This window comes from Sphingobium subterraneum, from assembly GCF_014199435.1.
Taxonomy (GTDB): Bacteria; Pseudomonadota; Alphaproteobacteria; order Sphingomonadales; family Sphingomonadaceae; genus Sphingobium; species Sphingobium subterraneum.
Genome location: NZ_JACIJP010000005.1, coordinates 230446 through 243139 on the forward strand (window position 1 = coordinate 230446; position 12694 = coordinate 243139).

Here is a 12694-nt window from a genome sequence, read left to right on the forward strand (position 1 = left end):
CGGCGCATTAGTTCCGACAAATCGGACGAAATCTACAACGACCGTATTTTAATCTTGCCGCCAATCAACATGTTAGGCTCAAGCATTTTTGGGTGGCCTGCATCGGAAAACAGAGGCAAGAGAAGGCGGAGAACCGGGAAGGGAACGACACATGATCGAACGGATCATCGACAAGCGAGGCCATGATCTTGGTGGCGGCCTGATCGTGGGGCGGGTGCTGCCCTTTCATGCCCGGCGCATGGTCGGACCCTATATCTTTTTCGATCACCTGGGGCCTGCGGAGTTGCCGCCCGGCGTTCCCAAGGATCTCGACGTGCGGCCGCATCCCCATATTGGCCTTGCGACCGTGACCTATCTTTATGACGGGGCGATGACCCATCGCGACAGCGTCGGCGTCACACAGGAAATCCGCCCCGGCGAGGTCAACTGGATGATTTCGGGCAGCGGCATCACCCATTCCGAGCGTTTCGATCACGCCCGCGCTTATGGCGCGACGATGCACGGTATCCAGGCCTGGGTTGCCCTCCCGACCGAAACCGAGGAAAGTGCACCGTCCTTTCATCATCATGCGGGCGAAGACCTGCCGACATGGGCCGAGGGAGGGATCAGCGGGCGGCTGATCGCTGGCGCTATCGATGGGATGCAGTCGGCGGTGCCGGTCCATTCACCCCAATTTTACATGCACTGGCAGATGGAAGCGGGGGCGCACAGCGCGATATCCGACGAATATTCCGAACGGGCGGTCTATTGCGCCACCGGTGCGCTGGAGGTGGACGGCCGTCCCCTGCGCGCCGGTCAGATGGCCATATTGTCGGCGGGTGGCCGTGTCCCGGTTCGTGCGGAAATTCCCTCCACGGTGATGGTGGTGGGCGGCGAGCCGATCGGAGAGCGCTTCATGCTCTGGAACTTTGTGTCGTCCAGCAAGGATCGTCTCCTGCAAGCGAGGGAAGACTGGATTCAGGGCCGGATGAAGCTCCCCGACGTCGATAATGGCGAATTCATCCCGTTTCCCGAAAACCGGACGGTCGAGTAAGCCCTTTCGGAGCATCTCTCCGGCCCAACCGCGCGGCGTTGATCAGGGGCCTTTCGTCAATCGCCTGGGGCGGCCGTGACGAAATGTGACGTGACGTACCCCAAGGCGCGCCGCATGGCATTGCGCTCTGACGCGCGTTGCGGCTGCGGAGTATCAAACGCGCTTAATGGCTGAGCAGATGTTCGGAAACCCAACGGATTCTAGCAATCTCCCAAGACCCGTCCGTCCGACGACGCAAATGGTCATGATAGCGTCCGATTGCGCTATCCGTCCTGGAGCCGCCTTTCTCGCGCATCATTGCGACGATGGTCCAACTCGCCTCGGCGCTCATTCCGTCAATCGCGATGTTCGGCGTCTGAATGGAGTGCCACAGCCAATCTCGGGAGTTTCCCAGATCCCCCAGAAAGGCTGTCGCGTCGCCGCGACCATGTAAGACCGATTCCCCGTAATCGCACACGATATCCTCGGCAAAAACAGCTGTAAGCCGCGCAATGCCGGTTGCAGAGTCGGTGACACATTGGTCGACGGCCTGGCAATATTCGGCCTTTACCCGCATGATTTCGCAAATGTCGGTGGCAAAGCCAGCTGCATGTGACATAGCACGCTCCTCCCGATCGTTTCTTCAAACACCCCGAGGGAGTTCGACCCTTCCGCGTTGCGATCGTGAGTATAGGCATGTCGGTCTTCGAAATCATGCTCGGATAATTTAGCGATCCGTTCGTGGCTGTTGTAATGGGATCTTGATCGAGGCCCGTGCCGGAGATGGATTCATGCGGCCAGCGCCAAATCCATTCCTGGCTTGAGCACGATCTTGGTCACCTCATTCTGCTTGTCGTGGAACATCTTGTACCCTTCCGGTGCCTGCTCAAGCGGCAGCCGGTGCGATATAAGAAAAGTCGTGTCGATCTTGCCCTCCATGATCGCGGTGAGCAGGGCAGGCATGTAATGCTGCACATGGGTCTGGCCGGTTTTCAGGGTCAGACCCTTCTCCATAAACGCGCCCAAGGGAAATTTATCGACGATGCCGCCATAGACCGCCGGCATGGAGACCCGCCCACCCTTGCGGCACGCGACGATGGCCTGCCGGATCGAATGAATACGGTCGGTGCCGAGAAACATGCTGGCCTTGATCTGGTCCACCACATTGTCGACGAAGAAGCCATGGGCTTCCAGGCCGACCGCATCGATAACTGCATCGGGTCCAATGCCGCCGGTCATATCCATCAGCGCTTCATAGGTTTTCGATTCCTCGAAGTTGATTGTTTCGGCGCCAAATTTCCTGGCCAGCTCGAGCCGGTGCGGGAAATGATCGATAGCGATGACGCGCTTTGCGCCCATCAGAAATGCCGATTGCACCGCGAACAGTCCGACCGGACCGCAGCCCCAGACCGCCACGGTATCCCCCGGTTCGATGTCGGCGTTCTCCGCCGCCTGCCAACCAGTGGGTCCCTTACCCCGTGAGCAACGGCATCCAGAAGGGGGTAACGGACGAAATCGTGATCCTGCCGTATAACGACGCTGCCATGTTCCGGGAAGTAATGCGTGCGAACCCCGGTCGGTTCGCGGCGGTCATATGTGAACCGATGCAGCGCACGCTCAGCCCGCTGCCGGGGTTTCTGGAGACACTTCGGGAGGAATGTGACCGGTCGGGCACCGTGCTGATCTTCGATGAGGTGGTCAGTGGTTTCCGCATTGCTCCCGGCGGAGCACAGGAGAAGTACGGCGTGACGCCCGACCTGACGGCATTGGGCAAGGCTTTTGGGGGCGGAATGCCGCTGGCGGCGATTGTAGGTCGCCGGTCGCTGATGGAACATCTTGATCCTTCGGATCTGAGCACCCAGTACAGCTTCCATTGCGGCACCTTCAACGGATTGCCGATGAGCATCGCTTGTGCCCAAACAGCGATTGATCTGCTCGTCGACGAAGGTGGCATTGCTCGGCTGGCTGAACTGGGTTCATATGCGCGCGAGCGCCTGCACCGCATGTTCCATGATCTTCAGGAACCGGTGTGCGTCACCGGTGATGGTCCGATCTTTCACTTCTACTTCACCGAAGAGGATGTTCATGATCACGCGGCGGTTCGCCGCGCGAACAACGCCTTTGGCGATGCCATCCATCGCAGGCTGTATGGCGCGGGCATCTATAAGCAGTTCAGCAAGGCCTATCTGAGCATTGCGCACGAGGAGAGCCATATAGACGCCTTCTGCGATGCGCTGCTTTGGGCCTATCGTGCCGAACGTGGATCGGCAACGTGACCCCCGCAATTGAAGAGAACGGCGACATGGCGCATCCTGTAGCCGTTGATGAGCGACGGGGCGACCTTGGTCTGCCCGTCTTTAGCGACTGGCGATCCCTGGGCATCTCCATGTTCCTTGGTACGTTCGCGACTCTCTCTATCGGGACGGCGCCGATTTCGATGGGCGCTCTGGTCGATGCTGGCAAGCTCACCACGAGCGCTATCGGGGGCGTCGCGACAGCGGAGATACTGTCCTTAGCCTTCGGCGGCGCGGTCGGGCCTTGGTTCCTCTCCAAGGGGTCCATGCGCTACAAGCTCGTCATAATCTCTGCGCTGTTGTTAGTCGCCAACCTCGCTACATATGAGTCCGCGCTGCCCTATAGCATCTATCTTGTACGGATCGCCGCAGGAACTCTCGAAGGTTTGTTGACGGCGGCGATGATGCTGATGATTGTGTCTTCGCGCGATCCGGAGAGATCCCAGGCGATCTATCTTTCGGCATCGACAGTACCCCAGGTCGCGATCAACTACGCACTCGCCGTATATCTCATCCCGCAGTTCGGTCCCGTGTCTGGCTTTGGGGTCATGGCGGTTCTGACTGTGTTCGGCATCTTCCTCTCGATCCTTATGCCGGCTGTTGCGCCCCATCGCCCCCACAAGCAGGCAGCCCACAATCAGGCATGGTCGGTTCCGATCTTGCTGATCTGTGCCGTGATATTCATTCATAACGCGGCCATCGCCTGCGTGTGGTATTATATCGAACGTCTGGCGACGCTTGGCGGAGCAACGCGAAGCGAAATCGGCCTTTCCGTTTCCGTCTTCCTCACCGCCCAGTTTTTGGGCGCAACAAGCGCTGCCTTCAAAAGAGCGCCCTATGGCAGCAGGTACACGATTTTTTTCCTGACGATTTTGCTGGCTTGCCTGTCGCTCGTGTTTCCATATGCGCCATCCGGTCCAGCGCTGCTTGCCATTTCGGCCCTGTTCGGGTTCTTTCAGATCGTGATCACGCCCTGCTGTATTCGCCTGATGATCTGGATGGATCCGGAAGGGCGGGCGGTTCCGCAACTCACGCCGCTGACGTTGGTGGGATTGAGCGGAGGATCGTTTCTGGCGTCCCGTGTCGTGGCCCATGATGATGTATCTTCGGCCTTCACGGCTGCTGCGGTCCTGATGGTTTTGGCCGGCATCGCCTCAGTCGCGGCTGTCATTGTCAAGAACAGGTCAGCGCCGCTGAACACCGCACTAGGTTGATGTGTGCCCCCGCAGCAACGAGCAAGTTGCTGATGGTACCAATTCGGTGGAGCAGTCGTGTAAACCGATGATGGATCAACAGCCCCGTGGGCATGGTTCCCATACCGCTGGATAGAGGATATTACCCGTATGAATTCGTTCGGCTGGATCGATCCATTTGTGATCGCGGGGCAGCTTACCGAGGAGGAAGCGCTGATCGCTGCGACGGCTCGCGCCTATGCACAGGATAAGTTGCAGCCACGCGTGATCGACGCATATGCCCGTGAATATACCGATCCCGAGATCTTTCGTGAAATGGGAGCGTTGGGCCTGTTGGGACTGACGGTAGATCCGCGCTATGGAGGGTCAGGTGCATCCTATGTCGCCTATGGATTGACCGCGCGTGAAATCGAGCGCGTCGATTCGGGCTACCGATCGATGATGTCTGTCCAGTCCAGCCTGGTGATGTATCCCATTGAGGCATTTGGTTCTGAGGCACAGAAGCTGCGCTACCTCCCGAAACTCGCCACGGGTGAAGCAATCGGCTGTTTCGGCCTGACCGAGCCTGACGCCGGATCTGATCCCGGATCGATGCGCACGCGTGCGGTCAAGACCCCAGGCGGCTATCGGCTCAACGGAGCCAAGACCTGGATCTCGAATGCGCCGATTGCTGACGTTTTCGTGATCTGGGCGAAATCCGACGCCCATGGCGGCGCTATCCGGGGCTTCATTCTCGAACGGGGTGCGAAGGGTCTCTCCACGCCGAAAATCAACGGTAAATTGTCCCTGCGCGCATCGGTGACCGGGATGATCGATCTGGACGATGTTGAAGTCGGCGACGACGCTATCCTCCCGAACGTAGAAGGTTTAAAAGGGCCGTTCGGGTGTCTCAATCGTGCCCGCTATGGTATTTCCTGGGGTGTATTGGGCGCGGCGGAGTTCTGCTTTCACACAGCGCGGCAATACGGCCTCGACCGAAAACAGTTCGGTCGGCCGCTCGCCGCTACCCAGCTTTATCAAAAAAAGCTGGCCGATATGATGACGGACATCGCCTTCGGTCTTCAGGCCAGCCTACGCGTAGGTCGGCTGATGGAGGAAGCCCGGTTTGCACCCGAGATGATCTCCATGGTCAAGCGCAACAACTGCGGCAAGGCGCTTGATATCGCGCGGCTCGCACGCGACATGCATGGTGGCAACGGCATATCCGAAGAATATCAGGTGATGCGGCATATGGCGAACCTTGAAACGGTGAACACATACGAGGGCGCGCATGATGTCCACGCTCTCATTCTTGGGCGGGCGATCACCGACCTGGCGGCGTTTTGATGGCCGGGCCGCTGTCAGGCATTCGGGTGTTGGAAATGGCCAGGATTTTGGCAGGCCCCTGGGCCGGCCAGATATTAGCTGATCTCGGCGCGGAAGTGGTCAAGATCGAGTCGCCAGAAGGGGACGAGACGCGGCGCTGGGGGCCACCATTCATCGACAATGCAGACGGAACCCGCGATGCTGCCTATTTCCATTCGGCCAACCGCGGAAAGACATCGATCGCAATTGATTTCAGCACAGCCGAGGGGCAGGCGCAGATACGCGAGCTTGCCCGCTCGTCCGACATCCTCATCGAAAACTTCAAGGTTGGGAACCTGGCGCGCTATGGTCTCGATTATCCCACGTTGTCGCGCGACAATCCGGGCCTGATCTACTGTTCGATAACCGGGTTCGGCCAGGATGGCCCCTATGCATCCCGCGCTGGTTACGATTTTATTGTTCAGGGGATCAGCGGCATTATGTCACTGACCGGCGAAGCAGACGGCACACCGCAGAAGACCGGCGTTGCCTACGCGGACATCATGACCGGCATCTATGCCGTCGTGGCGATCCAGTCCGCTCTCATCGCCCGGACGCAAACGGGAAACGGTGCGTGGATTGACATGGCGCTGCTAGACGTCATGGTTGGCACACTCGCCAATCAGGCGATGAACTATCTGTCGTCTGGGGTCTGTCCGCAACGCATGGGGAATGCGCATCCCAACATCGCGCCATACGAGGCTTTTCCAGTAGAGGACGGCTGGTTTATCCTAGCGATTGGTTCCGATGCGCAGTTTCAGCGCTTCTGGAACCTGATAGGGCTTGCACCTGATCCCGAATTCGCGACCAACGGACAGCGGGTGGCCCAGCGCGAGCGACTGAGCGCGACGATCGCCTTGGCGACGCGGCTTTGGAAGCGTGATACGCTGCTTGCTGAGCTGGATCGCCTGGGCGTGCCGGCAGGCCCGATTAATGACGTTTCCCAGGCATTTGCCGACCCGCAAGTCATTCACCGTCAGATCGCGCTTTCGCTGCCGCGCGAAGGAGCGAATGAGGTGCCGGGTCTTCGGCTTCCCATCAGGTTCGTGGGCGTTCCTCCCTATACGGCCTCCGTTGGCCCACTAATTCCCCGCCTCGCGTCGACGTAGACGGGAACGTCAGAGATGAGCACCTGACCTGACGCGCGGCCTGGTAGATGGACTTCAATCAACGCTTTAACGGTGAAGGAAAATAGAAATCGGTCTCAATCGGCACTACCCGCACAAATGTAAATGCAATTCCTTCTCGCGGAAAAATAGACAGAAGGGCTTTTTCAATCCAAACGACCCTATATGTAGGAAATACTCAACAACCGTCATTGCCTTATTCATTCTCACCTCAAATTTGGGTGAGAGTAGCGCACATAGAATAGTTACCCGGTGAACGAGAGACTGATCGGTGCGGCGTCTGCGACTGATCAGGGATTTTCGCGATGTGATCGAAAGCGTGACAACCGAGATCGAACTTGTCTTGCAGATCGAGGCGATAGCAAAAGAATTGGGCTTCGAGTTTGTCGCACTACTGCATTCGGCAAGCCTGTTTCGCCGCTCTCCGATGCTGATCCGCTATGATAACTATCCGCCGGGCTGGGATACTCGCCTTGTCGGGCGTGGCGGCAGGATCATCGATCCCATTCTCGCAATCGCACGCAGGCGGGTTTCGGGATTCCTCTGGGCCGATGTGCTGGTGCAGACGAAGCTCACGCACCACCAACTGGCGATTCTTGGCCTTGCCGGGCGCCATGGCATCCGCCAGGGCATCACCGTTCCGGTGAACGTGCCTGGCGAACCGGAAGGCTCGGTCAACTTCGCCACCAGACGTTTGAGCCATATCACCCCTGAGCGTATCCTGCTCGCGGACGCGGTGGGGCGCATCGCATTCGATGCAGCCCGGCGCGTCATCGGTATCGCGGGCCTGCCCGGTTTCACACCGCATGTGGGGAACCGCGTGCGCGAGTGCATCTACTGGATCGCGCATGGCAAGACCGATCAGGACATCGCCGACATTCTCGGCATCGGCCTTGAGACGGTGCGAACCTATGTTAAATCCGCGTTCCGGCTGTTCAATGTCATCACCCGCGGCCAGCTCGTCCACGAAGCTCTGCGTCTTGGAGTGATCGACTTCTTGCCCTCCATTCCCCCGTTCGGGTGAATAGATCGATCGCGGCCAAGCTGATCTTTGTCCGGCTCCACAGGTCTAGGGAGCCGAAGGATGATCAGAATTTCTACGGGGTATAATCTCGCCGACGTGCAGGACGCCAGCATGTTCGAGGATCGACGGCGGCTGTTCGTTGAAATGATGGGCTGGGATGTGCCGGTCACGAACGGTCGGTTCGAGATTGACCAGTTCGATGGGCCGGACGCACTCTATATCACGGAGTTTGGCGATGAAGGTGCGCATCTGGGTTCGCTGCGGCTGTTGCCGTCGTCTGGCCCGCATATTCTCGCCGATCTGTTCGCTGGCCTTTGTGAGCATGGTGTGCCGCGCGGACCCGGCATATACGAGATTACGCGATTGTGCCTGCCATCGCGACTGGGATCGCAGGAACGACTGCGTGTCCGCAACCGCCTGATCAGTGCGATGGTCGATTATGCGCTCGATGCTGGCATTCATTGCCTTACCGGAGTGGTGCGGCCCGGCTTTCGGACAAGCGTGCTGGCGATGGGCTGGAAAGCCTCTCCTCTTGGACCCGTCCGCACAATCGACGGCATGGCGCTTGGCGCATTTCGTATCGAGGTCGCCGCCGATACGCCAGCGCGGCTCGCGCGTAACGGTATATACACAGCGGTCGCGTCGCTCGCCCCGGTCGCGGCGTGAGGGAGGGCGATATGACATATTTGCTCTCCCATCACGCCGCCGAGCTTCTCGATCAGGGCTATACCATTGTCCGGGGTGCGGTGCCGACGGACCTTGTTTCAGTGCTCAGTGCGGATCTCGATCCCCATTTTGCGGCAACGCCATTTTGCGATGGGGATTTTTATGGCCGTCGTACCAAAAGATTCGGCAGCCTGCTGACCCGTTCACCCCATGCCGCACACTTCGTGCAGCATCCGATGGCGCTCGGCCTCGCCGACCATGCCCTGGGACAATTTTGCGACCGGATCGCACTCAATTTGACGCAAGGGATTGAGATTCACGAGGGCGCGCTCGCGCAATACCCCCACCGCGACGAGGATATGTGGGGCGGCCCCAAGGGGGAGATCGAATATCTTGTCAACATCATCTGGCCGATGACCCCGTTTACGCAAGAGAATGGCGGCACCCGGCTTTGGCCGGGCAGCAATCATTGCTTTGGAGCGGCGCTAAACGAAGATGCGGCGGTGGTGCCGGAACTGATGCCGGGCGATATGCTGGCCTTTCTCGGTAGTACCTTGCATGGCGGTGGTGGCAACCGGACGCCACACCCGCGGCGCGGTCTCATCGTCAGCTATGCGCTCGGTTGGCTCAAGCCCTATGAGTTGCAATGGCTCGTTTATCCGCCGGAGGTGGCGCGGGGCTTTGCGCCGGAGCTGGCGGCGTTGGTGGGCTATGCCCAGCACCGGCCCAATCTCGGTAATGTCGAGGGCCAGGATCCTTCGCTTCTATTGCGCGATCACATGAACGATCATCATGCGGCGACCGATGCGTTGCGCGAGGAGCAAGCGGCAGCCTTGCGCGACTATGTCGCCGAGCAGGAAGCTGCGCGCGCCGGGACTCTGGGCGGCTGAGGAACGCCGGGCGGAGTCCATGTCATGGTGCTCGCGGCCAGCGATTGGCGCGATGCTCATGCTTATACGTGGCTTATGCCGGGTGACCGGCGCTGCTTTGCCTGGGAGTGGCTACGCCGGACATCGGCATATAGGCAGGCCTGGATCGAACGGGATTCGCCGCATCGGTTCGGCCTGATCCGGCTTGCGGACCCCGACCACGATGCGCTGTTGGCCCGGCCGATCTGGAATACCACTGTCGATCACGCCGTACTGCATGCCGAGATCTCTCTGGTCGATCAGGATGATTGCTGCGATTTCGCGCGGTTCGTCGATCTGACTACGACACTGCCTGCGCCTTGTGGCGGCGCGCATATATTGCTGTCGGACGGACTGCGCTCGATCAGGATCGATGTGCAGGGTGGCGATCCGATGGGCGCGCCGGTATCGCTCAACTGGCACATCAGCGGCGTGGCGCATATCGGGGTACAGGTCGCTGCCCTTGGGCAATTCATTACACTGGCGCGGCAGGGGCGTTTTTCGCGCAATCTGCATCCACCTGAACGCCGCGCCCGGCGCTGGATCGCCATGCTGCGCGTAGCTGATGCGTTGGCGAGCGGGGCGTCTACCCGCGAGATCGTTTCCGGTCTGTTCGGTGTCGATACCTCACATCCACGCTGGCGCACCGATTGCGCGTCCTGGCGGCTTCGCGCGCAGCGTCTCACCGCAAGTGCCCGCGCTTATCTCGCGATGGGACCGGCGGGATGGCTGAATGGGGAGATCAGATAAAAGCCGCAGCCGGCGACGAAGTCCGATTCACGCCTGCTTGCTTTCGCGCAGTCTAGCCGCGGTTGCCGGGTGGAGCATTTCCCAGGTCTCGACGCCCAATGCTTCTGCAAGATTGCCGAGCTTGTCGACCGAGATCGCATATTTCTCGTTTTCGAGGTCGCTGATATAGCTGCGATCGATCCCGGACCTGACCGCCAGTTCCTCCTGCGCCACTTTGCGGATTTCGCGCAAGGCTCTCAAATTGCTGGCTACGATTCTGCGGTCCCCGGTCATTGCCGCGCATAGTGGGCCAGCCAGATATTTATGCTGTCGGGAATACCCTACAGACATCAAGAAATGACCCCTCGCACTAGGTGCGACCGCGCTCTGCTCCGCTGGGCTGCGCCCCGCTCCGTCGAGCCACGCATTCCGCGTGTCTCGCCCATCCGGCGACGATCGCTGGGGCAGCCGGACTTGGGGTCCGGCCATGTGGAATCGTGCGGGCGACCGCACGATGGGGCGCGCGAGCCGGTCGATCCCATGCGCGCCCTGCGCCGTCTCCCAGCGTCCCTGGCGTGCCACACCGATTTTCGGCGGCAAGGAGTTGCGTCGCAGCCAAGCTGCGCCAGACACAAGCGGGTCAGTGGCATTTGGCTGATGGGAAGAAGCGCTGACCCGCTTGTCTCAGGCTGCGCTAGGCAGCTCCCGTGCCTCTTGCCGCCAAGAAATCCGCATGGCCCTGGGGACCCTGCGAGGACGGCTCCGGGTGCGATGGGATCGGCGGTCTCCCTGCTCTTGCTCCTTGTTGAAGCGGTATCGGCCGCATGGGGCGGCCGATGCGTGGTTGTCGTTTGCTGGGCCGCTGGTCGCGGCCCTTTTGGATGCTCGGACTCACCGGGTGCGATGGAATTGTGTCAAGAAAACAATGAGATAGAGAGATTTTATCAAATATTGTATAAGTATAACTGTCAGAGAGAAGGAGAATATCTTCTGACGACAACACGAAACCGATAGGAATGGAGTAAAGACAATGAACATTGGTGAAATGATCCGTAGCGAGAACGGAGCTATTGCAGGCTATATCGCCGAAGCGGGGTTTGACTTTGAGAATGTCTATTTCGAGAAAGTCACCTCCGATCATCCCCGCGCCCCGCTGTTCAACCTGATGACCAAAAGCCCGCGCGGTCGCGGGGTGCGACTGGGTTCGATCTGGGAACGCGCATCGCGCGAAACCGGCGAGGTTTATTTCGGTGGCTATATCGACACCGCGCAATCGGGATATGTGCCGATCCGGCTGTTCCGCTCGCGGCAGGATGCCAATGCGTGGAACATCGTGCGTAAGACCGCCCAGCGGCGGCGCGATATGGACGGCATCGACCTGCCCGATGACAGCACCATGACGGGCGACGATGACCACTACACCCAAACTTTGAACTGATCCGATCCGGGGAGCGGTTCACCGCTCCCCGGCTTGTCCCCTCATATTCGAGAAGGAGCCTTCGCCATGACGAAGGAGACTGCGCGCCGTGCGCGCGGGAACGATGCCGCACGTGCGAATGAATCCCGCACCGGCCTTTATGACGAAGTGACCGCCAGGATCATCGGCGAACTGGAAGCGGGACGCTTTCCCTGGGTTCAGCCTTGGGGCCGCAATGGCGCGGCTCATCCCGGTCTGCCACGCAATGCGCTTACTGCCCGCAACTATTCGGGTGTCAATGTGCTGATCTTGTGGGGCGCCGTGATCGAGTATGGCTATCCTTCGCAAAGTTGGCTGACTTATCGACAGGCGCTCGAAGCGGGAGGCACTGTCCGCAAGGGCGAGAAGGGCGTGACTGTGGTTTACGCCGACCGCTTCACCCCGGAACAGGAAAGGGAACGCGCGCGCCAGACCGGCGACGGCGAGACGAACACGGGATCGCTCCGGGGGAGCGATACCCGTCGAGCCAAGTCCGTGCCGTTCCTCAAACGCTTTACCGTGTTCAATCTGGCGCAATGCGGAGGCTTAAGGCCCGGCCTTGCCGTTGATCCTGTGCCATTGCCCGAACGCGAGATTGTGCCTTTGGCGGAGGAAGTGATCGCTGCGTCGGGCGTTGATTTTCGTATCGGCGGGGACAAAGCCTATTATGTGCCGAGCGCCGATTATGTGCAGGTGCCGCCGCAACCGGCGTTCTTTGACCAGATTAATTTCTACCGGACGGCATTGCACGAATTATGTCACGCGAGCGGCCACCCGTCGCGCCTCAATCGCAATCTGACCAATGCGTTCGGCAGCAAAGATTATGCCCGTGAGGAACTGATTGCCTTATCTGGACAGTCTGCGCCGCCCGCAACATTGCAGTAAGGTCGGCGATGGACGCCCACGGTAGGCAGTTATCAGGCTGGCCGTAGCGCTGACCC

General features: G+C 59.6%; 13 protein-coding genes and 1 pseudogene. 11 read left to right on the top strand and 3 right to left on the bottom strand.

Annotation, left to right across the window (positions count from 1 at the left end):
* Positions 1 to 151 precede the first annotated feature (151 nt).
* Complete coding sequence (locus FHS92_RS14735) at positions 152 to 1033, top strand: pirin family protein (protein WP_184081482.1); 882 nt, start codon at positions 152 to 154, stop codon at positions 1031 to 1033.
* A 163-nt stretch (positions 1034 to 1196) separates the two neighbouring features.
* Here FHS92_RS14735 and FHS92_RS14740 read toward each other — a convergent pair whose 3' ends face one another.
* The gene (locus FHS92_RS14740; protein WP_221231091.1) at positions 1197 to 1631 is read right to left on the bottom strand and encodes a nuclear transport factor 2 family protein; all 435 of its coding nucleotides are present in this window, start codon (positions 1629 to 1631) and stop codon (positions 1197 to 1199) included.
* A 170-nt stretch (positions 1632 to 1801) separates the two neighbouring features.
* Positions 1802 to 2479: pseudogene (locus tag FHS92_RS14745) on the bottom strand (zinc-binding dehydrogenase); the annotation flags it as partial.
* A gap of 11 nt (positions 2480 to 2490) precedes the next feature.
* Here FHS92_RS14745 and FHS92_RS14750 point away from each other — a divergent pair.
* The 8 genes from FHS92_RS14750 to FHS92_RS14785 all read left to right on the top strand — a co-directional run bounded on the left by FHS92_RS14750 (position 2491) and on the right by FHS92_RS14785 (position 10318).
* Positions 2491 to 3288, top strand: coding sequence for an aminotransferase class III-fold pyridoxal phosphate-dependent enzyme (locus FHS92_RS14750; RefSeq protein WP_184081484.1), 798 nt, complete (start codon positions 2491 to 2493; stop codon positions 3286 to 3288).
* Positions 3289 to 3449: 161 nt separating this feature from the next.
* On the top strand, positions 3450 to 4520 hold the full coding sequence (locus FHS92_RS14755) for an MFS transporter (protein WP_184081485.1): 1071 nt from the start codon (positions 3450 to 3452) through the stop codon (positions 4518 to 4520).
* A gap of 129 nt (positions 4521 to 4649) precedes the next feature.
* Positions 4650 to 5825 carry an acyl-CoA dehydrogenase gene (locus tag FHS92_RS14760; RefSeq protein WP_221231092.1) on the top strand — a complete coding sequence of 392 codons (1176 nt, stop codon included), beginning with the start codon at positions 4650 to 4652 and terminating at the stop codon, positions 5823 to 5825.
* Entirely contained in the window at positions 5825 to 6952 is a 1128-nt protein-coding gene (locus FHS92_RS14765) for a CaiB/BaiF CoA transferase family protein (RefSeq protein ID WP_184081486.1), read from the top strand. Before FHS92_RS14760 ends, FHS92_RS14765 begins: the two co-directional genes overlap by 1 nt.
* Before the next feature lie 289 nt (positions 6953 to 7241).
* The gene (locus tag FHS92_RS14770; protein ID WP_184081487.1) at positions 7242 to 7994 is read left to right on the top strand and encodes an autoinducer binding domain-containing protein; all 753 of its coding nucleotides are present in this window, start codon (positions 7242 to 7244) and stop codon (positions 7992 to 7994) included.
* Positions 7995 to 8054: 60 nt separating this feature from the next.
* The gene (locus FHS92_RS14775; protein ID WP_246352019.1) at positions 8055 to 8660 is read left to right on the top strand and encodes an acyl-homoserine-lactone synthase; all 606 of its coding nucleotides are present in this window, start codon (positions 8055 to 8057) and stop codon (positions 8658 to 8660) included.
* Between the two features lie 11 nt (positions 8661 to 8671).
* Positions 8672 to 9550, top strand: a complete 879-nt coding sequence (locus FHS92_RS14780; RefSeq protein ID WP_184081488.1) for a phytanoyl-CoA dioxygenase family protein — start codon at positions 8672 to 8674, stop codon at positions 9548 to 9550.
* Between the two features lie 24 nt (positions 9551 to 9574).
* Positions 9575 to 10318: a DNA -binding domain-containing protein gene (locus FHS92_RS14785; protein WP_184081489.1), complete on the top strand. Its 744-nt coding sequence runs from the start codon at positions 9575 to 9577 to the stop codon at positions 10316 to 10318.
* A 27-nt stretch (positions 10319 to 10345) separates the two neighbouring features.
* Here the strand turns inward: FHS92_RS14785 and FHS92_RS14790 are convergent, their stop codons facing one another.
* On the bottom strand, positions 10346 to 10591 hold the full coding sequence (locus tag FHS92_RS14790; protein WP_184081490.1) for a helix-turn-helix domain-containing protein: 246 nt from the start codon (positions 10589 to 10591) through the stop codon (positions 10346 to 10348).
* 736 nt (positions 10592 to 11327) lie between these two features.
* Here FHS92_RS14790 and FHS92_RS14795 point away from each other — a divergent pair.
* Both FHS92_RS14795 and FHS92_RS14800 read left to right on the top strand, forming a co-directional pair.
* Positions 11328 to 11735 carry a DUF736 family protein gene (locus tag FHS92_RS14795; protein WP_184081491.1) on the top strand — a complete coding sequence of 136 codons (408 nt, stop codon included), beginning with the start codon at positions 11328 to 11330 and terminating at the stop codon, positions 11733 to 11735.
* 66 nt (positions 11736 to 11801) lie between these two features.
* A complete protein-coding gene (locus tag FHS92_RS14800; RefSeq protein WP_184081492.1) occupies positions 11802 to 12638 on the top strand; it encodes an ArdC family protein in 837 nt (278 codons plus the stop codon).
* Positions 12639 to 12694: the final 56 nt, after the last annotated feature.

Excerpts from the sequence above, each read along its gene's own strand:
- FHS92_RS14735 (WP_184081482.1), top strand. The coding sequence starts at position 152 with ATGATCGAACGGATCATCGACAAGCGAGGCCATGATCTTGGTGGCGGC.
- FHS92_RS14740 (WP_221231091.1), bottom strand. The coding sequence starts at position 1,631 with ATGTCACATGCAGCTGGCTTTGCCACCGACATTTGCGAAATCATGCGG.
- FHS92_RS14755 (WP_184081485.1), top strand. The coding sequence starts at position 3,450 with ATGGGCGCTCTGGTCGATGCTGGCAAGCTCACCACGAGCGCTATCGGG.
- FHS92_RS14760 (WP_221231092.1), top strand. The coding sequence starts at position 4,650 with ATGAATTCGTTCGGCTGGATCGATCCATTTGTGATCGCGGGGCAGCTT.
- FHS92_RS14765 (WP_184081486.1), top strand. The coding sequence starts at position 5,825 with ATGGCCGGGCCGCTGTCAGGCATTCGGGTGTTGGAAATGGCCAGGATT.
- FHS92_RS14775 (WP_246352019.1), top strand. The coding sequence starts at position 8,055 with ATGATCAGAATTTCTACGGGGTATAATCTCGCCGACGTGCAGGACGCC.
- FHS92_RS14780 (WP_184081488.1), top strand. The coding sequence starts at position 8,672 with ATGACATATTTGCTCTCCCATCACGCCGCCGAGCTTCTCGATCAGGGC.
- FHS92_RS14785 (WP_184081489.1), top strand. The coding sequence starts at position 9,575 with ATGGTGCTCGCGGCCAGCGATTGGCGCGATGCTCATGCTTATACGTGG.
- FHS92_RS14790 (WP_184081490.1), bottom strand. The coding sequence starts at position 10,591 with ATGACCGGGGACCGCAGAATCGTAGCCAGCAATTTGAGAGCCTTGCGC.
- FHS92_RS14795 (WP_184081491.1), top strand. The coding sequence starts at position 11,328 with ATGAACATTGGTGAAATGATCCGTAGCGAGAACGGAGCTATTGCAGGC.
- FHS92_RS14800 (WP_184081492.1), top strand. The coding sequence starts at position 11,802 with ATGACGAAGGAGACTGCGCGCCGTGCGCGCGGGAACGATGCCGCACGT.